16 protein-coding genes are annotated in these 23117 nt (G+C 36.1%); 12 read left to right on the forward strand and 4 right to left on the reverse strand.

What is annotated here, in order from left to right:
- Nucleotides 1-31: 31 nt before the first annotated feature.
- The 12 genes from EKM01_RS07560 to EKM01_RS07615 all read left to right on the forward strand — a co-directional run bounded on the left by EKM01_RS07560 (nt 32) and on the right by EKM01_RS07615 (nt 19663).
- Entirely contained in the window at nt 32-484 is a 453-nt protein-coding gene (locus EKM01_RS07560; RefSeq protein ID WP_126454003.1) for an Lrp/AsnC family transcriptional regulator, read from the forward strand.
- Nucleotides 485-608: 124 nt separating this feature from the next.
- Nucleotides 609-2702 (forward strand): penicillin acylase family protein, encoded by a 2094-nt coding sequence (locus EKM01_RS07565; RefSeq protein ID WP_233589310.1) that lies wholly within the window; start codon nt 609-611, stop codon nt 2700-2702.
- 111 nt (nt 2703-2813) lie between these two features.
- A complete protein-coding gene (locus EKM01_RS07570; protein WP_126576836.1) occupies nt 2814-3584 on the forward strand; it encodes a dienelactone hydrolase family protein in 771 nt (256 codons plus the stop codon).
- A 749-nt stretch (nt 3585-4333) separates the two neighbouring features.
- Entirely contained in the window at nt 4334-6109 is a 1776-nt protein-coding gene (locus EKM01_RS07575) for a long-chain fatty acid--CoA ligase (RefSeq protein WP_126460681.1), read from the forward strand.
- Nucleotides 6110-6114: 5 nt separating this feature from the next.
- On the forward strand, nt 6115-7167 hold the full coding sequence (locus EKM01_RS07580; protein WP_126515481.1) for a proline iminopeptidase-family hydrolase: 1053 nt from the start codon (nt 6115-6117) through the stop codon (nt 7165-7167).
- 404 nt (nt 7168-7571) lie between these two features.
- Nucleotides 7572-8081: a MarR family winged helix-turn-helix transcriptional regulator gene (locus EKM01_RS07585; RefSeq protein ID WP_231507419.1), complete on the forward strand. Its 510-nt coding sequence runs from the start codon at nt 7572-7574 to the stop codon at nt 8079-8081.
- Nucleotides 8082-8124: 43 nt separating this feature from the next.
- Complete coding sequence (locus EKM01_RS07590; RefSeq protein WP_126767641.1) at nt 8125-10515, forward strand: 3-hydroxyacyl-CoA dehydrogenase/enoyl-CoA hydratase family protein; 2391 nt, start codon at nt 8125-8127, stop codon at nt 10513-10515.
- A gap of 93 nt (nt 10516-10608) precedes the next feature.
- On the forward strand, nt 10609-11790 hold the full coding sequence (locus EKM01_RS07595) for an acetyl-CoA C-acyltransferase (RefSeq protein ID WP_126460675.1): 1182 nt from the start codon (nt 10609-10611) through the stop codon (nt 11788-11790).
- A 147-nt stretch (nt 11791-11937) separates the two neighbouring features.
- The gene (locus EKM01_RS07600; RefSeq protein ID WP_126556028.1) at nt 11938-13743 is read left to right on the forward strand and encodes an acyl-CoA dehydrogenase family protein; all 1806 of its coding nucleotides are present in this window, start codon (nt 11938-11940) and stop codon (nt 13741-13743) included.
- A gap of 152 nt (nt 13744-13895) precedes the next feature.
- On the forward strand, nt 13896-17180 hold the full coding sequence (locus EKM01_RS07605) for an amidohydrolase family protein (RefSeq protein WP_126767644.1): 3285 nt from the start codon (nt 13896-13898) through the stop codon (nt 17178-17180).
- A 403-nt stretch (nt 17181-17583) separates the two neighbouring features.
- On the forward strand, nt 17584-18243 hold the full coding sequence (locus EKM01_RS07610) for a superoxide dismutase (RefSeq protein ID WP_233589313.1): 660 nt from the start codon (nt 17584-17586) through the stop codon (nt 18241-18243).
- A gap of 220 nt (nt 18244-18463) precedes the next feature.
- The gene (locus EKM01_RS07615) at nt 18464-19663 is read left to right on the forward strand and encodes an LETM1-related biofilm-associated protein (protein ID WP_126767647.1); all 1200 of its coding nucleotides are present in this window, start codon (nt 18464-18466) and stop codon (nt 19661-19663) included.
- A 45-nt stretch (nt 19664-19708) separates the two neighbouring features.
- Here EKM01_RS07615 and can read toward each other — a convergent pair whose 3' ends face one another.
- From can to EKM01_RS07635, 4 genes are all read right to left on the reverse strand, one after another.
- Nucleotides 19709-20344 (reverse strand): carbonate dehydratase, encoded by a 636-nt coding sequence (gene can / locus EKM01_RS07620; RefSeq protein WP_126561731.1) that lies wholly within the window; start codon nt 20342-20344, stop codon nt 19709-19711.
- Between the two features lie 90 nt (nt 20345-20434).
- Nucleotides 20435-22099, reverse strand: coding sequence for a SulP family inorganic anion transporter (locus EKM01_RS07625; RefSeq protein WP_126767649.1), 1665 nt, complete (start codon nt 22097-22099; stop codon nt 20435-20437).
- Nucleotides 22100-22189: 90 nt separating this feature from the next.
- Nucleotides 22190-22465: a hypothetical protein gene (locus EKM01_RS07630; RefSeq protein WP_233589311.1), complete on the reverse strand. Its 276-nt coding sequence runs from the start codon at nt 22463-22465 to the stop codon at nt 22190-22192.
- A gap of 135 nt (nt 22466-22600) precedes the next feature.
- The gene (locus EKM01_RS07635) at nt 22601-23080 is read right to left on the reverse strand and encodes a Dps family protein (RefSeq protein ID WP_126460653.1); all 480 of its coding nucleotides are present in this window, start codon (nt 23078-23080) and stop codon (nt 22601-22603) included.
- Nucleotides 23081-23117 lie beyond the last annotated feature (37 nt).

Consider the following 23117-nt stretch of genomic DNA (forward strand, 5'->3'; position numbering starts at 1 on the left):
CACAAAAAGCATCATTTATAAGTAAACCAACATGGATATATTAGACGAGTTTGATATCAACATTATCAAAGAATTAGAGAAAGATGGAAGAATGGCGTATTCTGCTATTGCAGCCAATCTAAAAATATCAAATACAATGGTGCATCAGCGCATGAACAGATTAACAGAACAAGGAATACTTATCGGAATAAAACCGGTCATCAATGAAAAGAAAATTGGATATGATTGGGGATCATTCACAGGAATTACCTTGAATAAAGACCAAGATTCTGACCGGATTATTGAGGAACTGAAAAACATTCCAGAAATAACGGAATGCTATTATATCACCGGATCTTTTACCCTTTATATAAAAATAATTGCCAAAAATCATGAGCACATGCGTAAAGTTCTGTATGAAAAAATAGACACTATTCCGGGTATTGCCAAAACAGATTCCATAATCGAACTGGGGTGTGCATTTAAACGAAACGTAAGTCTCTAATTAAAATTCAATAATAATGACGTATTTCAAGAACCATTTACCCCTTGCAGTTTTAATTTTTTGTTTTAGTTGCTCCCTGTTTTCACAAAAGATATCAAACCAAGAACTAGAAAGACTAAAAAAAATGTCGCAACAAGTCACTATTATCAGAGACAATTGGGGAATTGCGCATGTGTATGGCAAAACGGATGCAGATGCCGTTTTTGGAATGCTGTACGCACAATGTGAAGACGATTTCAAACGGGTAGAAATGAATTACATTGAAAAACTGGGCCGTCTTTCCGAAATCAAAGGACAGTCCGTTTTGTACAATGATTTAGAAATTAAACTTTTAATCGATACCGAAGATGCTAAAAACGATTATAAAAAAGCAGCGCCTTGGTTGAAAAAATTATTAAACAGTTATGCGGACGGAATCAACTTTTATCTATACAATCACCCCGAAGTAAAACCCGCTTTATTAACTCATTTTGAGCCTTGGTTTCCATTGCTTTGGACTGACGGAAGTATTGGAGCCATAAGCACAGCTGATCTTTCTACTGGAGAATTGAAAGCTTTTTATTCGGGAAACACCGATAAAGTAGCCTATATAGAACGAGAAAAAGACGTACAAACGGGTTCTAACGGATTTGCAATTGCACCTTCAAAAACAGCGTCTGGGAATGCCATTTTATACATTAATCCGCATACCACTTTTTATTTCAGGCCAGAAATACAGATGAGCAGTCAAGAAGGGCTGAATGCGTATGGAGCCGTTACTTGGGGACAATTTTTTATTTACCAAGGATTTAACGAAAACTGTGGCTGGATGCATACCTCCTCAAGTGTTGATGTTGCGGATATGTATGCCGAGAAAATCGTGACCAAAAACAACAAACTATTTTACGAATACGATACCAAATTAGTTCCAGTTGTCGAGAAAAAAATAACCATCAAGTATCTGGAAAATGGAAAATTGATTCCTAAAACATTCAATACTTATTATACCAATCACGGTCCAATCATGGCCAAAAGAGACGGGAAATGGATTAGCTTAAAATCCAATAACCGTTCGATGAAAAGTCTGGAACAAAGTTGGATACGAACAAAATCAAAAAGTTTTGAAGACTACAAAACTGCAATGGATTTGAAAGCCAATACCTCAAACAATACTGTTTATGCCGATAAAGAAGGAAACATTGCCTACTGGCATGGGAATTTTGTTCCCATTCGGGACAAAAACCTAAATTGGTCAAAAGTAATGGACGGTACGACACCGGCTACACAATGGAAAGGATTACATGAAGTTTCAGAAACAGTACATTCTTATAATCCTATAAACGGCTGGTTACAAAACTGTAATTCTACACCATATACCGTGGCAGGAGATTATAGTCCAAAAGAAGAAAATTACTTGCCTTATATGGCTCCAGACGGAGAAAGTTTCAGAGGATTAAATGCTGTACGATTATTGAACAAAGGCAATAAATATACACTAGACAAAGTGATTGCTGACGGTTACGACACGAAACTAACGGCTCTCGAAGTGTTAATTCCATCCTTAATTTCCAGTTTTGAGAAAAACATCAGCCCCGAAGATCCGCTTTATACAGAACTGTCAGAACCGATAACCTTATTGAAAAACTGGGATTATTACGCCCGGGAAAATTCTGTGGCTACCACCTTAGCTGTGGAATGGGCTTATAAATTAAACCCCATTATTCAAAAAGTATATATTGATCAGGGCCAAAAGGACCAAGTAGAAAATACCCGTGATTTTGCTAAAAATGCGTTTCCAGATCAACTGATTCCACAATTGCAAATGGTGATAAACGAATTGAAAATAAAATTTGGTACTTGGCAAATTCCTTGGGGCGAAATCAATCGTTTCCAGAGAACATCAGGCGACATAAATCTGGTTTATAGTGATGCTTTGGAAAGTTTACCTATTAGTTATGGACCAGCGCTTTGGGGAAGTTTACCTGCTTTTAAAAGCAATTATCAAAAAGATACCAAAAAACGCTACGGATTTAACGGAAATAGTTTTGTGTGTGCGGTGGAATTTGGACCAAAAATAAAAGCCAAATCGTTACTTGCGGGAGGAAATAGCGGTGATTCAAAATCGAAACATTTTTACGATCAAGCTGAAATGTACCGAAAAGGACAATTCAAAGACGTATTATTTTATAAAGAGGATGTCCAGAAAAATGCCGAAAAAACATATCATCCCGGCGAGTAATCGCTTGTCTGTACGCCATAAGAATTAAAAATCACATCATCAATTAAAAAATCAAAGTCTTAGTTTTAGGATAAATTGATTGAGACATTTGTAAAAATAAAAATATCTAATATGAAAAATATTTTCTTTGCCTTTTTAGGATTCTTTTTGTTTTCCAATGACACATTTGCACAATTAAAATCCGTCAAATACACGGATGGAAACCAACAATTAAATGGCTTGTCTATTGCACCTAAAAAAGGAAGCAAAACAAAACCCGGAATTCTAATCCTTCCCGCTTGGAAAGGAATCGATACACATTCAAAACAATCTGCTGAGAGACTTTCAAGCATGGGCTATTATGCATTTGTAGCAGATATTTATGGCCAAGGGAATTATCCCGGAACCACACAAGAAGCCGGAAAGCAAGCTGGTTTTTACAAAAAAAATGTAGCTGATTATCAAAGACGCATTCAACTTGCTTTAGACCAATTAGTAAAAGCAGGCGCAAATCCTGCCAATATCGTAGTAATAGGCTATTGTTTTGGCGGAACAGGAGCACTGGAAGCCGCAAGAGCGGGAATGAAAATTCAAGGTGCAGTTTCTTTTCACGGAGGTTTAGGACATGATGCCGCAAGGGTAAATAATCCAATCACGGCTGAAATCCTGGTTTTACATGGTGCTGACGACACCTATGTGCCAGCAACGGAAGTATCGTCCTTTCAACAAGAAATGAGAGATACAAAAGCAGAATGGGAAATGATTTATTATGCAAATTCCGTACATGCCTTTACTGAAATTGAAGCTGGTAATGATAATTCAAAAGGAGCAGCGTATAACGAAAAAGCTGCTATACGTTCTTGGGAGCGCATGAATTCTTTCTTAAAAGAAGTTTTAAAATAATTTAGAATTTTTTTTTCAAAAAAAGTATACGTTCCAATTTTTTGTTAATTTTATAAATTAAAATGTACCTGACCGCGCTAATATACCACAATCGTTAGCGCAGTTTTACAAACTGTGCCCACAACAGAGAGCAAACAATGCAAAAAACTATGAGCAATTCAGGGCTTTTTGCTGTTTTTAAAACAAAAAATGTCTGCTAAGAATAAAGCCCTAAAAACCGAAGACCGGATTAGAAAATGAATTAGAATTGGTTTTATTAGATTTATTTTAGTGGCTAATTGGAATTGATACGGTTTTCAAAACTGCGCCAACGATTCTCTGTAAATACTAATGATCTAGTGAACGCTTTTCCTCACTGGCGCTCGTTTATCCATGTTCTTTGGTGCTCGTTTGCAACGAGTACATACTTAAATTAAGACACAAATTATAATATTTATAATGCGGATCGTTAAAAATTTCTTTAAGATTTTTTACAGAATAGATTATATAACTGCGTTACAAAAACTTTATAGTTCACATTAGTGACTAGGCACTAAAGTTTAACGGCACATTGAAAAGGGTACGAAGCCGGAAAATCTCGCACGGCCGTACACGCTTTTTTATTATAATCCTACACTAAAATTTTACTTCATGAAAACGATTTCGTTAAATAGTAACAATCCTTTCATAATTTTGCGATATAATTTCTAATTTTTAAAATTTATCCTTATTTTTTTTTTAATTTGCAATCAAATCCAATATTTTCTATAATGACAAATATCACCCGCCTTTTTGATTTCCCTTATTATCAGCAAGAAAAATACAATTCCATTCCGGATGCTTTAACAACAAAGCAAAATGGAGTTTGGATCAAAACATCTACACAGGAATATATCGCTAAAGCCAATGCCGTTTCGAGAGCACTACTCCGAATGGGTGTTCAAAAAGACGATAAAATTGCTATCATCTCTTCTAATAACAGAACCGAATGGAATATTATGGATATTGGTGTGTTGCAAACCGGCGCACAAACCGTTCCCATTTATCCTACCATTTCAGAAGAAGATTACGAATATATTCTGAACCATTCCGGTTCTATGTACTGTTTCGTATCGGATGCCGAAGTGCTTCGAAAAGTAAACCTCATCAAACATAAAGTTCCTACACTCAAAGAAGTATATTCCTTCAACGAAATAGAAGGTTGCACCAACTGGAATGAATTACTGATTCTTGGCGTAGACAACGGAAACCAAAACGAAGTGGAACAACGCAAAAATAACGTAAAAACTGAAGATTTAGCCACAATAATCTATACTTCCGGAACAACGGGAAGACCAAAAGGAGTCATGCTTTCTCATAAAAACATTGTATCGAATGTTTTAGACAGTGCTTCGAGAATTCCGTTTGAAGCCGGAAAAAGCCGTGCTTTAAGCTTCCTTCCTATTTGCCATATTTTTGAAAGAATGATTTTGTATTTATACCAATATTACGGAGTTTCAGTATATTTTGGCGAATCAATTGATAAAATTAGTGACAATCTAAAAGAAGTAAGACCAACAGTAATTACTGCCGTTCCGAGACTTTTAGAGAAAGTATACGATAAAATATACGCTAAAGGAACGGAGTTAACCGGTGTCAAAAAGAAACTATTTTTTTGGGCGATTGACTTAGGTTTAATCTATGAGCCGTATGGCAAAAATGGTTTTTGGTATGAATTACAACTCAAAATTGCCCGCAAACTGATTTTTAGTAAATGGAAGGAAGGTTTGGGTGGAAACCTCGATTTAATGGTTTCCGGAAGCGCTGCTTTGCAACCAAGACTAGCCCGCATTTTTGCCGCTGCCGAAATCCCAGTTATGGAAGGCTACGGATTGACCGAGACCTCTCCGGTAATCTCTGTAAATGATATTAGAAATGGTGGTTTCAGAGTGGGAACGGTGGGTAAAGTAATTGATAATGTGGAAGTATTAATTGCTGAAGACGGCGAAATCCTTTGTAAAGGACCAAACGTAATGATGGGCTATTACAAAGATGAGAAATTGACCAATGAAGTAATAACTGACGGCTATTTTCACACTGGTGATATTGGAATTTTTGACGAAGACGGATTCTTAAAAATCACGGATCGTAAGAAAGAAATGTTCAAAACCTCAGGTGGTAAATATATTGCCCCACAATTAATCGAAAATACGATGAAACAATCGCGTTTCATTGAACAAATTATGGTTATTGGTGACGGTCAAAAAATGCCGGCTGCCTTTATTCAGCCGAGTTTTGATTTCATCAAAGAATGGGCCGTTATCCACGGAATCAACATAGGAAAAAGCAATGAAGAAATAATTGCCAACGAAAAAGTAATCGAAAGAATCCAATTGGAAATTGACAATCTGAACGAAAAATTTGGAAATTGGGAGAAGATAAAACGTTTTGAGCTAACGCCGGATTTATGGTCTGTGGAAGGTGGACAGCTTACGCCAACCCTGAAACTAAAACGAAAAATAGTAATGGAAAAATACATTGATTTATTCCATAAAATCTACAACTAGCCGTTATGAAACTAAAAGTCTTGATTTACTCCGTTGTCAGTGTGTTCTTTTTTTCTAATTGTCAGGAAAAACCAAAGGAAGATTCCATAAAAGCAAATTATTTAGATTTCTCCAAACGGGACGACCAACTCACAGGCGGCATCAAAATGATTCCGATTCATACGCCAAAAGGCACGTTTAAAGTCTGGACCAAACGAGTGGGCAATAATCCTAAAATAAAGGTGTTGTTGCTGCACGGCGGCCCAGGTTTGACCCATGAATTATACGAGGCCTTTGACGGTTATTTTCCCAACGAAAGCATTGAATACATTTATTACGATCAGTTAGGCTCGTATTACAGCGACCAACCCAACGACAACAGTTTGTGGACCAATGAACGTTTTGTGGAGGAAGTCGAGCAAGTGCGAATCGCATTAGGCTTGGACAGTTCTAATTTTTACCTGATGGGACAATCTTGGGGCGGAATCCTAGCAATGGAATACGCTTTGAAATACCAAAAAAACCTGAAAGGATTAATTATCTCAAATATGATGGCGAGTGCTCAGGAATATAACGCTTACGCAAAAGACGTTCTGGCACCGCAAATGGATTCTAAAATCCTAAAGCAATTACAGGATATCGAAAAAAATAATGATTTTGATAATCCAAAATACAGCGAATTACTGTTCAAACATTACTACACGGAACATATTTTGAGAATGCCACTCGAAAAATGGCCAGAATCCATCAACAGATGTTTCAAGCACATTAATCCTAATGTATATGTTTTTATGCAAGGCCACAGTGAATTTGGCATCACTGGAAATGCCTCCCTTAAAAATTGGGATGTCAAAGCCAGACTAAAAACCCTTACTGTTCCAACCTTGAGTATTGGTTCTAAATACGATACTATGGATCCCGAACACATGAAATGGATTGCTAACGAAGTCCAAAACGGACGTTTCTTGTTTTGTCCTAACGGAAGTCACCTTTCACAATACGATGACCCAAAAACCTATTTTCCGGGTGTGATTAAGTTCTTGAAAGATGTGGATAAAGGGGAGTTTAAGAAGGGTTAAATAAAAGATACTATAAAAAACCACGAATTGATTTTCGTGGTTTTTTGGTTTTTAGTCGAGAACAATAAACTCAAAAATCAAATTTAACGATAGTAAACTACTTATTACGTAAATCCATAATCCCAACAATTAAATTAAAATCCCCAATCATTCTCCTCAGCAGGATTTGCGTAAGGGATGGAAGTGGCATCCCACGCTTTTTAGCGTGGATACAACGTACAGCCCGACCCGGAGTTTTTTACGCAGGGATACGACCAAAAAATTAATTACTCTTAAAAAAAGAGTATAATCTCCTCTATTTCAGTGGAGATTTTTTATATTTAATGCTTTTTAACAAAAAAATGTTTTAATATATTATGCGTGCATAGTATTTTTTATTATATTTGAAAACGATATAGTTACTTATGAAAGATAAAACGATAGATTATATTTTACGTGCCACCTGGCAAGCAGTGGCCAGAATGTATAATGAAGAAGCTTCGAAATACGATGCGAGCATGGCTACTGGGTTCGCTTTATTGAGTATTGATAAGGAAGGTGGGACGCCATCGACCTCATTAGGACCAAAAATGGGAATGGAAGCTACCAGCTTAACCAGAACCCTTAAATCTATGGAGGAAAAAGGCTTGATTATTCGCAAGAAAAATCCAGTGGATGGCCGTGGAGTATTGATTTACCTCACGGATTTTGGTAAAGAAAAAAGAGAATTGTCAAAAAATACGGTGTTGAAATTCAATGAAACGGTGAAACAAACTATTTCGGAAGAGAAACTGCAGCACTTTATTGAAGTTGCAGAAGCCATCAATGAATTAATTCAAGAGAAAAATATATTTACGCACACGAGCGCCAGCGAACTGGCGGAACAAACTGAAAAAACAGCGAATGACACCGCCAAAATTGAAATCCTTCAATAAAAATAGCGCTGTCATTTTCTAATGAAAATCAAATATTATTTATATGAAACGCACAATTAAAAAAGTTGCAGTGATTGGATCCGGAATTATGGGTTCAGGAATTGCTTGTCATTTTGCTAACATTGGAGTTGAAGTTCTGTTATTAGATATTGTTCCAAGAGAACTTACCGAAGCGGAAGCTAAAAAAGGACTGACTTTAGAAAGCAAAATCGTTAGAAACCGATTGGTAAATGAGCATTTGGCCAATTCCCTGAAATCGAAACCCTCTCCTATTTACAATCCAAAATTTGCCAGCAGAATTACTACTGGAAATACCACAGATGACATGGCGAAAATCGCTACTGTGGATTGGATTATTGAAGTTGTTGTAGAACGGTTAGACATCAAGAAAATGGTTTTTGAACAAATTGAAAAATTCAGAAAACCGGGAACTCTAGTAACTTCAAATACATCTGGAATTCCAATTCACTTTATGAGTGAAGGACGAAGCGACGATTTCCAAAAGCATTTCTGCGGGACACACTTTTTTAACCCTGCGCGTTATTTGAAATTATTCGAAATCATTCCTGGCCCGCACACAGCATCGGAAGTTTTGGATTTTCTTACGGATTATGGATCCAAATTCTTGGGTAAAACTTCGGTCGTGGCCAAAGATACTCCAGCGTTTATTGGAAACCGAATCGGGATTTATGGGATTCAAAGTTTGTTTCATTTAGTTAAAGAAATGGGATTGACGATTGAAGAAGTGGATAAATTGACCGGTTCAGTTATTGGAAGACCAAAATCAGCTACTTTCAGAACTGTTGACGTAGTTGGATTGGATACTTTGGTGCACGTTGCCAACGGAATCTACGAAAATTGTCCGAATGACGAGCAACACGATTTGTTTAAATTGCCGGATTTTGTCAACAAAATGATGGAGAACAAATGGTTGGGAAGCAAAACTGGTCAAGGTTTTTATAAAAAAGTAGACAAGGATATTTTATCATTGGATTTAGATACTTTAGAATATCGTCCGGCTAAAAGAGCGTCTTTCGCCACTTTAGAACTGACAAAAACGATTGATAAACCTATTGACCGTTTTAAAGTTTTGGTAAAAGGAAAAGATAAAGCAGGCGAATTTTACCGTAAAAGTTTTGCGGGAATGTTTGCTTACGTTTCCAACAGAATTCCTGAAATTTCAGATGAATTATACAAGATTGACGATGCCATGAAAGCCGGTTTTGGATGGGAAAATGGTCCTTTCGAAATTTGGGACGCCATTGGTGTTGCCAAAGGAATCGAAATGATGAAAGCGGAAGGCCTTGAACCAGCTGCTTGGGTAACTGATATGCTTGTTAATGGAACTAAAAGTTTCTATTCAATAAAAGAAGGTGCTACTTATTTTTATGATATTCCAACAAAATCTGCAACTAAGGTTCCTGGTCAGGATGCCTTTATTATCCTGAACAACATACGCGAAAGCAAAAAAGTGTGGAGCAATAGCGGCGCTATTATTCAAGATTTAGGAGATGGAATTTTGAACTTAGAATTCCAGTCTAAAATGAATACGATTGGTGGCGATGTTTTACAGGCGATCAACAAAGCGATTGACTTATCTGAAAAAGAATATCAAGGATTGGTTATTGGAAATCAGGCAGCGAATTTCTCTGTGGGTGCTAACATAGGAATGATTTTCATGATGGCCGTCGAGCAAGAATACGACGAGCTGAATATGGCCATCAAAATGTTCCAAGACACAATGATGCGCGTGCGCTACTCCGGAATTCCAGTTGTGGTTGCGCCACACGGAATGACTTTTGGCGGTGGTTGCGAAATGAGCTTACACGCTGATAAAGTTGTTGCTGCAGCCGAAACGTATATGGGATTAGTAGAATTTGGCGTTGGAGTTATTCCTGGCGGTGGCGGATCTAAAGAGATGGCATTGCGTGCTGCAGATTTATTCCATAAAAATGATGTGGAGTTGAACGTATTGCAAGAATATTTCTTGACGATCGCTATGGCAAAAGTATCTACTTCAGGTTACGAAGCTTTTGATACCGGACTTTTACAACACGGAAAAGATATCATCGTTGTGAATAAAGACCGTCAGATTGCTGAAGCAAAGAAACACGCTTTATTAATGGCAGAAGCAGGTTACACACAACCAATTCGCAGAAGCGACGTAAAAGTTCTTGGAAAACAAGCTTTGGGAATGTTCTTAGTAGGAACAGACCAAATGGAAGCCGGAAAATACATCTCGGAACACGACAAGAAAATCGCTAACAAACTAGCTTATGTTATGGCTGGTGGAGATTTATCAGAACCAACTTTAGTAACCGAACAATATTTATTGGATCTGGAACGTGAAGCATTCTTATCTCTTTGTACAGAAAGAAAAACATTAGAAAGAATCCAGTTTATGTTAACCAAAGGAAAACCGTTACGCAATTAGAAAATAGAACAAGGAGAATAGAATATAGATTAAAAACAAAATTTAAAGTCTATTATTTATTCTCTATATTCTCAACTCTTAAAAAAAAAAAAAATGAAAACAGCCTATATAGTAAAAGCATACAGAACAGCCGTGGGGAAAGCCCCAAAAGGCGTGTTTAGATTTAAACGTCCTGATGAATTGGCAGCAGAAACCATTCAGTTTATGATGAATGAGTTGCCTGATTTTGACAAAAAACGTATCGATGACGTGATGGTAGGAAATGCCATGCCAGAAGCAGAACAAGGACTAAACGTGGGACGATTAATTTCCTTAATGGGATTGAAAATCGAAGATGTACCAGGTGTAACCGTAAACCGTTATTGCGCGTCAGGATTAGAAACAATTGGTATGGCTACAGCCAAAATTCAATCGGGAATGGCAGATTGTATTATTGCCGGTGGTGCCGAGAGCATGAGTTTTATTCCAATGGGAGGGTACAAACCAACTCCGGATTATGCTGTTGCAAAAGCGGGGAACGAAGATTACTATTGGGGAATGGGGCTAACTGCAGAAGCTGTTGCCAAACAATTCAATGTGTCTCGTGCAGACCAAGATGAGTTTGCTTACAACTCACACCTGAAAGCTCTTAAAGCACAAGCCGAAGGCAAATTTGACAAACAAATTGTTCCTATTACGGTAGAACAAACATTTATCAATGAAAATGGTAAAAAAGAAACCAAATCCTATATCGTAAATAAAGATGAAGGCCCGAGAGCTGGAACTTCAGTAGAAGCTTTGGCTGGTTTACGTCCTGTTTTTGAAGAAGGCGGAAGTGTAACTGCCGGGAATTCTTCTCAAATGAGTGACGGAGCCGCTTTTGTTCTAATCATGAGCGAAGAAATGGTTAAGGAACTGAACCTTACTCCTATTGCTCGTTTGGTGAACTTCGCTTCGGCAGGAGTAGAACCAAGATTAATGGGAATTGGCCCGGTAAAAGCGATTCCAAAAGCATTGAAACAAGCAGGATTAACATTAAATGATGTTGATTTAATTGAATTAAACGAAGCTTTTGCATCACAATCGTTAGCCGTAATTCGTGAATTAGGATTGAATCCTGATATCGTAAACGTCAACGGTGGAGCAATTGCAATGGGACATCCACTGGGCTGTACCGGAGCAAAACTGTCTGTTCAACTCTTCGACGAAATGAAAAAAAGAGGCAACAAATACGGAATTGTGAGTATGTGTGTGGGAACTGGACAAGGAACTGCTGGGGTTTACGAACTTTTGTAGTCAAAGATTTCCATCCGTTTGTCATTCCGACAAAGAAGGAATCTTTACTATTAATGCAGAATTAGCTACTGAGATTCCTCCTTGTTTGGAATGACAATATTGACAATTCAATTTATAAATAAAATTCATCATTTAAAATAACAAGAAATGGCAGATACAATTGAAAAAAACGTAACCCGTGGCGGTCAGTTTTTAGTTAAACAAACAAAGTGCGAAGATATCTTTACACCAGAAGATTTTTCAGAAGAGCAATTAATGATGCGTGACTCTGTAAAAGAATTTGTAGATAAAGAATTGTGGGCACACAAAGATCGTTTTGAGAAAAAGGATTATGCGTATACACAAGAAACCATGAAAAAAGCTGGGGACTTAGGACTTTTAGGAGTTGCTGTACCTGAAGCTTATGGTGGATTAGGAATGGGATTTGTATCAACAATGTTGGTTTGTGATTATATTTCGGGAGCAACAGGTTCATTCTCAACTGCTTTTGGAGCACATACCGGAATTGGGACTATGCCAATAACTTTGTACGGAACAGAAGAACAAAAACAAAAATACGTTCCAAAATTAGCTTCTGGCGAATGGTTTGGAGCCTATTGTTTAACAGAGCCAGGCGCAGGATCTGATGCTAATTCTGGAAAAACAAAAGCTGTTTTATCAGAAGATGGTACACATTACAAAATCACAGGACAAAAAATGTGGATTTCAAACGCTGGATTTTGTTCATTGTTTATCGTTTTTGCCCGTATTGGTGATGATAAAAATATCACTGGTTTTATCCTAGAAAACACAGCTGATAACGGAATATCAATGGGCGAAGAAGAGCATAAATTAGGAATACGTGCTTCCTCTACGCGTCAGGTTTTCTTTAATGAAACAAAAGTTCCTGTAGAAAACATGTTGTCCGAAAGAGGAAACGGTTTCAAAATTGCCATGAACGCTTTGAATGTAGGTCGCATCAAATTAGCAGCTGCTTGTTTGGATGCACAGCGCAGAGTTATTTCAGGTTCAGTGAAATATGCTAATGAAAGAATCCAGTTCAATACTGCAATTTCTCAGTTTGGTGCTATCCGTGCAAAACTAGCAGAAATGGCTACAAGTTGTTACGCTGGAGAAAGCGCTTCCTACCGCGCTGCAAAAGATATTGAAGACAGAATTATAGCTCGTGAAGCCGAAGGAGTTTCACATCAGGAAGCAGAATTGAAAGGCGTTGAAGAATATGCTATTGAATGTTCAATCCTTAAAGTAGCCGTTTCTGAAGATGTACAAAATTGTGCTGATGAAGGAATTCAAATTTTTGGCGGAATGGGATTCTCTGAGGACACTCCGATGGAAAGTGCTTGGAGAGATGCCAGAATTGCCCGTATTTACGAAGGAACTAACGAAATCAACAGAATGCTTTCAGTAGGGATGCTGATTAAAAAAGCGATGAAAGGTCACGTTGATTTACTTGGACCTGCATCAAAAGTACAAGAAGAATTAATGGGAATTCCTTCTTTTGAAACCCCTGATTATTCTGAATTGTTTGCAGAAGAAAAAGAAATGATTGGCAAATTAAAAAAAGCATTCTTAATGGTAGCCGGTGGAGCTGTTCAAAAATACGGTCCGGATTTAGATGCACACCAACAGTTATTGATGGCCGCTTCAGATATTTTAATCGAAATCTATATGGCTGAAAGCACAATCCTTAGAACGGAGAAGTTAGCCAAAAAAGAAGGAGAAACTAAAGTACAAGAGCAAATTGCAATGGCCAAATTATACTTGTATAAAGCCGTAGATATTGTTACTCAAAAAGGAAAAGAAAGTGTTATTTCCTTTGCTGAAGGCGATGAACAACGTATGATGTTGATGGGACTACGTCGTTTTACTAAATATACAAATATGCCAAATGTTGTAGGATTAAGAGAAACAATAACGGTTAAATTAGTAGCTGAAAATGAATATTGTTTTTAATTACAAAAAAAAATACTGCTTTAATTGATACAAAAACCACTCGCAACTGCGGGTGGTTTTTTGCTTTTATAGCAATAAGATAGAAATAGAAATACAAACTACTTCATTTTATTACCTATATTTATCCTCTATCACTATTTAATTTCTTTTTAATGAATAAAAAAACAAGCTTATTTCTACTCGCATTTTCTTTTATTTCCACCATTTATGGACAGGAAAAGCCGAAATGGGATGTCGCAAAACCTGGAAAAGAATTCAATTACAAGACCCATAAATTTACCACATCCGAAGGAACTTGGATGAACCTCGATGTGAGTCCAGACGGGAAAACGATCGTTTTTGATCTCTTGGGAGATATTTACCAGATGCCTATAACAGGCGGAACAGCAAAAATACTTCGTTCCGGTATTCCTTTTGAAGTACAACCCAGATTCAGCCCTGACGGAAAACACATTTCGTTCACTAGCGATGCTGGTGGTGGCGATAATATTTGGTTCATGAAAGCCGATGGAAGTGAAGTGAAACAAATCACTAAGGAAAATTTTCAACTACTGAACAATGCGACTTGGATGCCCAACGGCAATTATCTGGTAGCAAGAAAACACTTTACATCAAGCCGTTCTCTTGGCGCTGGTGAAATGTGGCAATACCACATTAGCGGTGGTAGTGGCGTACAATTGACCAAACGAAAAAACGACCAGCAAGATGTTAACGAACCTGTAATTTCTCCTGATGGCAAATACATGTATTACAGTGAAGACGTTTCTCCCGGTGGTTATTTCAAATACAATAAAGATCCTAACAGTGAAATCTATGCTATCAATCGCTATGATTTTGAAACGGGAGAAACAGAAAAAATTACGGGTGGTCCGGGAGGCGCCGCTCGACCACAAATTTCAAGAGATGGTAAACTGTTAGCGTATGTAAAACGAGTGCGTACCGCAACGGTTTTGTATGTTCATAATTTAGAAACAGGTGAAGAAGGTCCCGTTTATGATAAACTTAACAAAGATCAACAAGCCGCTTGGGCTTTGTTTGGTGTGTATCCTAATTTCAATTGGATGCCAAACAATGAAGACATTATAATTTGGACCGGAGGTAAAATTCAAAAAATAAATACAAAAACAAATCAGGTAACACAGATTCCTTTCACAGCCGATGTCGCTATTGACATTGCAGATCGGGTACATTCTGATACTCCAATAACTGACAATGACTTTACAGTAAAAATGATCCGTGATGCTGTAACCGCTCCCGATGGAAAAACAGTAGTCTTTAGAGCTTTAGGATATTTATGGACTAAAAGCTTGCCTAATGGAAGTCCAAAACGATTGACTACAGATACTGATTTTGAAGCAGAACCTACTTTTACCGCTAATGGTAAAGAGATAATCTATGTTAGTTGGAACGACACAAATTTAGGCGCTATCAGAAAAATTAATTTAGAAAGTAAAAAATCTGTTAAATTAACCTCTGAAAAAGGAATTTACAGAACACCAAGTCTCTCTCCTGACCAAAAAACAATTGTCTACGTCAAGGAAGGCGGAAATATGGATCAAGGTTTTGCTTTTTCAAAAAAACCAGGGATTTACACCATGAATGTTACAGGTGGCAAATCAAAATTTATTACCTCAAAAGGAGAATATCCTGTGTTTACTAAAGAAGGAAATCGTATTTTCTTCCAAACTGGGGGAGTCTTTTTTGGGGATTTAACCAAAGAACTCAAAAGTGTTGACCTTAACGGAAAAGAAGAACGCACCCATATTAAATCCAAATATGCCAACCGATTGGTGCCAAGTCCAGACAATCAGTGGATCGCTTTCACCCATTTACACAAAGCTTATGTGGCTCCATTAAACATCAACGGCCAAGAAGTAGATTTGGACGAAAAAACTACGAATGTACCTGTGTCAGAATTGTCAAAAGAGGCTGGAATTAATTTACATTGGTCACCCAATAGCAAAAACGTGATGTGGATGTTAGGCAATACTTATTTTTCGAATGCCGTAAAAAACAGATTTACTTTTTTACCGGATTCACCTGAAAAAGTTGAAAAACCATCTGATATAGGTATTAAAATAGATTTAAAATCAAAAGTTGATAAACCAAAAGGCAAAATTGCCCTGACGAATGCTCGTATCATCACTATGGACGGCGACAAAGTGATTGAAAACGGTAGTATTATAATCAATGAAAATCGGATTGAAGCCATTGGTAATGCAAGTGACATTCGTATTCCTGAAACGGCTATGGTTTATGACCTGACTGGTAAAACTATTATGCCTGGAATGGTAGATGCTCATGCCCATGTAGGTGCTTTTCGTTATGGATTAACCACCCAACAAAATTGGCCTTTCTATGCAAATTTAGCCTTTGGAGTAACGACATCGCATGATCCGTCTTCTAACACGGAATCTATTTTTACCCTTTCGGAAATGGTAAAAAGTGGTGCCATTGTAGGACCCCGAATATATTCAACCGGATTTATTTTGTACGGTGCTGAAGGAGACTTTAAAGCAATTGTCAATACTATTGATGACGCTCGTTTTGCAGTAAAACGGACCAAAGTTTTTGGAGCACTTTCTGTAAAAAGCTATAATCAACCAAGACGTGACCAACGTCAACAGGTATTGCAAGCGGCCAGAGAAGAAGAAATTAATGTGGTACCAGAAGGCGGCTCGACATTCTTTACTAACATGACCATGGTGATTGACGGTCATACTGGAGTGGAACACAATATACCAGTAGCACCCGTTTATAAAGATGTACTCGAACTTTGGGGCACCAGTAAAGTAGGCTATACTCCTACCCTAATCGTAAATTATGGCGGATTGAATGCCGAATATTATTGGTATCAAAAAACGAATGTTTGGGAAAACAAAAAACTACTCCAATTCACCCCAAGGGCCGTAATTGATTCCCGCTCCAGATATCGCATGATGGCTCCTGATGAAGAGTATGAAAACGATCATATTTTGACATCTAAAACCGTAAAAACGCTTGCTGACAATGGCGTAAAAGTCAATATGGGAGCACACGGACAGTTGCAAGGAATGGGAGCACACTGGGAATTATGGAGTATACAGCAAGGTGGAATGAGCAATTTAGAAAGTTTGAAAACAGCCACCATTAATGCAGCCAATTATATCGGAGCCGGAAAAGACATTGGTTCATTAGAAACCGGAAAATTGGCTGACATTTTAGTTTTGGATAAAAACCCATTAGAAAATATACAAAACTCCAATACGTTATTGTATACCATCGCAAATGGCCGAATGTACGAATCCGAAACAATGAATGAAATAGGTAACGAACCTAAAAAAAGAGAAAATTTTTATTGGGAAAACAACGCATACAATGCTAATTTCCCATGGCATGAGGAGTCCAATAGCTTTATGCATCAACAATGTTGTAGTTCTGGCTTTAGCCACAACTAAGAATTAATTTTAAACTAAAAAAACCATTCGCAAAACGAATGGTTTTTTTGTTTAAATTCAACTTGTTAAAAAAGCAACTAATTACTTCATTTTTAAATACTTGTTAATTTCAGGATATGCCAATTCAAAATGAAATTTATATAATTTCCGTAAAAAAAATAGATATTCAAAATATCATTGTAGGTAAAACAAATCAAATTTTAAGTCTTTATTAACCCAAGTCGGTCTATTAATGATTATTTTTATACAAATATTTAATCCCTCATTTAAGACTAACAAATAAATTATGGAAAATAATAATACACGAAGAAATTTTTTAAAAAAAACGGCCCTATTGTCTACAGGTACAATTATTGGCTCTGGATTATTCAATGCTGCATTTGCTGCCCAGCCAGTACTGCAAATTGACAATCAACCCTATGAAGCAGCTTTCACAGATACTCCTGGAACCTACAGTCTTCCTAAATTAGGTTATAGCTATAATGAATTAGAGCCTCATATTGATAAAGCTACAATGGAAATTCACTACAGCAAACACCATCAAGCTTATGTGACAAATTTGAATAAAGCCATTGATACTTTGGATAAAAACTTAATTGATTATTCAAAATCTTTAGAAAATATCTTTGAAAAAATGTCTAAATTCCCAGAAGCCATTCGGAATAACGGAGGCGGACATTACAATCACAGCTTGTTTTGGAGTTTAATGAAACCTAATGGTGGTGGTATTCCAAAAGGCAAATTGGCAGCAGCCATAACCACAACTTTTGGTTCTTTTGATGAATTCAAGAAACAATTTAGTGATGCATCTATGAAAAGATTTGGTTCCGGTTGGGCCTGGTTAGTGGTGCAAGACGGAAAATTAGTAATAGGTTCTACGGCAAACCAAGACAATCCTTTGATGCGATTACGAGGGAAGGGACTTAAAGGAAAACCCGTTTTAGCTTTAGATGTCTGGGAACATGCGTATTATCTTAAAAATCAAAACCGAAGAGCTGATTATATAAACTCCTTTTGGAATGTAGTTGATTGGGATGCCGCCGAAAACTTATTTAATTCTTAAAAAACAATAAAAACCCTGAATTAAAAAGTAGGATTCCGGGTTTTTTATTTAAAAAAAAGGGGCCTCTGAGACTTCATTTTTTAATAATTATTCGTTAGAAATCCGTACTGTTCAAAATTAAAAAAACCAATACTAATTAAAAGTAATATCTGTGTTAAACTAAAAAACAGAAGTTAAAATTACGAAAAAAAGTATAGCTTTGTACCTTCAAATTAAAGCAATGATTAACCCTTCAGCATCAGGTTGGATAGATAAATTTTTTATTGAACAAAAGTTTTCAAAAGAAACGGTTTCAAAAACTACCGATATATTTTATCAAAAAGTTAGAGAAACAGGTTTTATATATGGCCATATCATTGCATTTGAAACTGTAGCACCTATTGAAACTAAGGGTTGGTTCAAAGAAGAGATTTCAAAAGTCGCACTTTTAAATACTTTGCATGCAGTTTTTTGTTTAACAAATGAAAATATCAGCCCTGATAATTTCATTAAACAAGCCGTTACTTTTTACAATCAAATGAATCCTCAAGGCTTTAACCTATTTAAAAAAATACTGCCAAAGAATTCTCCTGCTTTAACTTTAGAAAAAATAATTGATGAGCGTGTTCAAACAAATGATAGCATCATCAGTAAAAATTTTTCTCACCTAGTAACTAATGCCTTACTGTTTATTGATGTCTTGGCCTTTCGCCAATACTTAATTCATGGTGAAATTCCGGAAAAGTATTTAAAAAAGATCGAGGAAACTATTGTAAATGTGGTCACACTTGCTTTAAAAATTAAAACAAAAAAATCTCAATACGATGATTTATTAATCAAGCTTTTTGAAGCTTCTATTCGCTACAGTAAATTCTCTAAGGTATCAGTACAAAGCTTAGAGACACTTGAACTAGATTATTTTTCAAATGACTTAGAAAAATACTATTTGATAGATCTTGCAGGAATGGCTTTATGGAGTGATGGAGAAATTGAAGATAATGAAGCTTATTTTTTGCATTCACTGGCTAAAACGGTTTCGATCCCGGATGGTTTTTCGGATGAAAGTATCCGCAGTACGAATGCCTTTATTACGAAACATAAAAAGGAAATTCCTTATTTTAATTATTCAAATCCAGTAAAACATTTTTATGCCCAAACGACTCAAAGTGTGGTCACACTGATTAGTCGCAATAAGAACAGATTGTCTAAGGAAATCGCACAAAGTAAGGAGTTAATGGTACTATTAGCCTACTCTACTCGCAGGGATTTAGACGAGAAAGAGAAGAAAAAAGTCAAGAAACAATTACTGGAAATTTGCAAAACCATTCCGTCGTTGACTATATTCCTTCTTCCTGGCGGTAGCTTATTGCTGCCTATTTTAATTAAATTTATACCTCAACTACTACCCTCCGCTTTTAACGAAAATCTTGATGACGAATAATAAAAGCCGCTAAAAGCGGCTTTTATTTATTACAATTTTTGGGGATTAAAATTTCAACTGATAGACTTCATCCAAATCTTTTTCGGAACTGATATTCACCTCTAAATCCGTTACAAAACCGGAATTAAGACCATAAGCCCATCCGTGTAAGGTTAAGTCCTGACCATTTCGCCATGCTGCCTGAACAATTGAAGTTTTAGCCAAATCATAAACTTGTTCTTTAACATTCAATTCTACAAAAGTGTTGAATCGCTCTGTTTCATCTAAAATAGAATCTAAGTAGGCACTGTGCAAACGATAGACATCTTTTATGTGACGAATCCAGTTGTCAATGATACCAATAGAATCATTACCCATAGCTGCTTTGACACCGCCGCAACCATAATGTCCGCATACCAGTACATGTTTTACTTTCAATACATTTACTGCGTAATCCAGTACACTCAACATATTCATATCTGAATGAACCACCATATTAGCAATATTTCTATGAACAAAAACTTCGCCTGGTTTAGCTCCTATAATTTCATTTGCAGGAACCCTGCTGTCAGAACAGCCTATCCATAATAAGGGTGGTGTTTGCCCTTTGGCCAGGTCTTCAAAATAATTAGGATCAGAAGCCAAAGATGTTTCTACCCATTTTTCATTATTTTCCAGTATTTTTTTATAAAAATCACTCATAATCGTTGTGTACTTATTTTGTTTATATCCTTACTTAGTGACAAATTAATGCTTTGTAAAGGACTCATTTTTAAATTTATTAGTGCGAAATTAATTTTTATTTTTAGTGAATTCTTCGTCAGGCACCTCTCGTTTAACCATTACCCTTTTTGCTGCATCATAATAATGCTCAATAGTTACATGGTTTTTGGTTTCTTGAGTATTTTCTAAATCATAGGCTTTTTTAAATCCTTTGAGTTTGACTTTTATATTATGATCTATAGCTCTTGTTGTTTTGAATTCATATATCAAATCTAAAATGTCATGCGCTATATACACGGTGTCTTTGGCATCAATTATCACTTTAGAATTTTCAGGAATCTCGTTTAAAGTATATTTGATGGCTGCTTTGTTCAAAAAAGAAACTTCTTGCGCCAAATCAATGTGGATAACATCACCATCTTCATATTCTTCTTTTCTAAAACTGTAAGCTCTTTTCAGGTTTCCTTTTAAAACAAAAATAACACTGATGACAATTCCTAATGCCACCCCTTTTAATAAATCCGTAAAAACAACTGCTAATAGAGTCGCAATAAAAGGGACAAATTGATATTTCCCTTTTTCCAAAAAATGTTTGAAAGTGGCTGGTTTAGCTAACTTGTAACCAACCAAAATTAAAATTGCGGCTAATGTAGCCAATGGAATTTTATTCAGGATAACAGGAATTACAAGTACACTCACTAATAATAGTACCCCATGAATTATAGTAGACATCTTTGATTTAGCACCTGAATTAGAATTTGCTGAGGTACGCACAATTACCGAGGTCAAGGGAAGACCTCCTAGAAGTGAGCTTATCACATTTCCAACACCTTGTGCTTTCAATTCCATATTAGTGTGCGTATAACGTCTTTGAATATCCATTCGGTCTGCTGCTTCAATACTCAATAACGTTTCTATCGAAGCGACTATTGCAATAGTAAAGGCTACTATCCAAACTTTTGGATTCGAAATCCCAGAAAAATTGGGAGTAACTATAATCGTCTTAAATTCCTCCAGACTGGTAGGAACCGGTAAAGAAACTAAATGCTCGTTAGTAATAGCCCACGGACTTCCTGTTCTGATGAAAATCTCATTCAAAACAACACCTAAAACTACAGCAACCAATGCACCAGGAACTAATTTTAAATCCTTCAAAAAAGGGACTTTATTCCAGGAAATCAATACCGCTACAGAGATTAAAGTGATAATTATAGATCCAACCTGAATATAATCAAAAATATTTAATAAGGTTGAAAATGTATTACCTCCGTCCTTTTGCATAAAAGCTAAATCGCCTTCAAAATCGCTATCGTATCCAAAGGCATGAGGCAATTGTTTTAAAATAATTATAATTCCAATACCGGCCAGCATTCCTTCGATGACATTTGTTGGAAAATAATTTGATATACTTCCTGCTTTAAGAAATCCTAGAACTAATTGTATTAGACCTGCTATAAAAACAGCCGTCAAAAAAACATCAAATGCACCTAAATCCGTTATTGCGGTAAGAACAATTGCGGTAAGACCTGCTGCAGGGCCTGAAACACTGATGTGTGATGTACTTAAATACCCAACGACAATTCCTCCAACAATTCCTGAAATAATTCCTGAAAATAATGGAGCACCGGAAGCCATTGCAATACCCAAACACAAGGGCAAAGCTACTAAAAAAACCACTAATCCTGATGCAAAATCAGATTTAAGGGTAGCAAAAAGATTAATTTTTCTTGTCATAATACCAAACTAAAGATTGAATACAAAGAGCTGTTTTCACGTTGAAAGTATGTGAAAATTGATTTAAGAAACACTAAAACCAACACTGTCTTAAACTTGGTTGGGTGGTAGTATAAATATAGAAGAGGTAATATTATCATGCTTTGATAAATTTTCAGAAAGAATAGCACTAGAAGATAATTTTGTTGCAATAATTATTTCCAAAGTAGATTCAGAACTAAATAATACTTTAATTTCTTTGTGAACGTGTTCCTCTTCAGAAAAACTATAGAAAACAGAGATATCTGAACTTTTCTCAATCACCGCAACAATAGTTGGGGTGACAAGGAAAGCTAAAAATAGAATTAAAAATATTTTAGATATCATTTTCATTGTCGCAAAAATAGAATTTAGTTTATAATAAAAGTAACAGTTTTTATTTATTTTAAAAAAAATAAAATTCAAAAAAAAACCAGATAAAAATGCATCATTTTTATCTGGTTTTTTTTTGAATTTTAAGTGTTACAAACTTTCTTCAAGCCAGGCCTGCATCATCCAGATTGTCTTTTCTTGTTCTGAAATGAAATCACTCATCATCGCATTAGTACCTTCATCATTGATTTGTGCCGATTTGTCAAGAATTACTCTTTCAATCTTTAATAAATGAGATAGTGATGTAACAATTAAATGTACTGCTTTTTCATCATTTGAAATATTTTTACCAACTACTAATTGATTGTTTTTTATATAGTCTTCAAACGTATGGAGCGGCGTTCCACCAACAGTGAGAACTCTTTCAGCAATTAAATCAATTTTTATTTGAGAATCCGTGTATAATTGCTCAAATTTTACATGCAAATCAAAAAAACGCTTTCCTCTAATATTCCAATGAATTCCTCTTAAATTTTGATAATATACTTGAAAATTAGCTAACAAAACATTTAGTTCAGTTGCTATTAATTCTGACTCTTTTACCGGTAAACCTAAAATATTTGTTTTCATTTTAATGTTGTTTTATATTTATTTCCGTTATATGACA

It is taken from the genome of Flavobacterium sp. RSP46 (assembly GCF_003984825.1).
In the GTDB taxonomy this organism is placed as follows: Bacteria; Bacteroidota; Bacteroidia; order Flavobacteriales; family Flavobacteriaceae; genus Flavobacterium.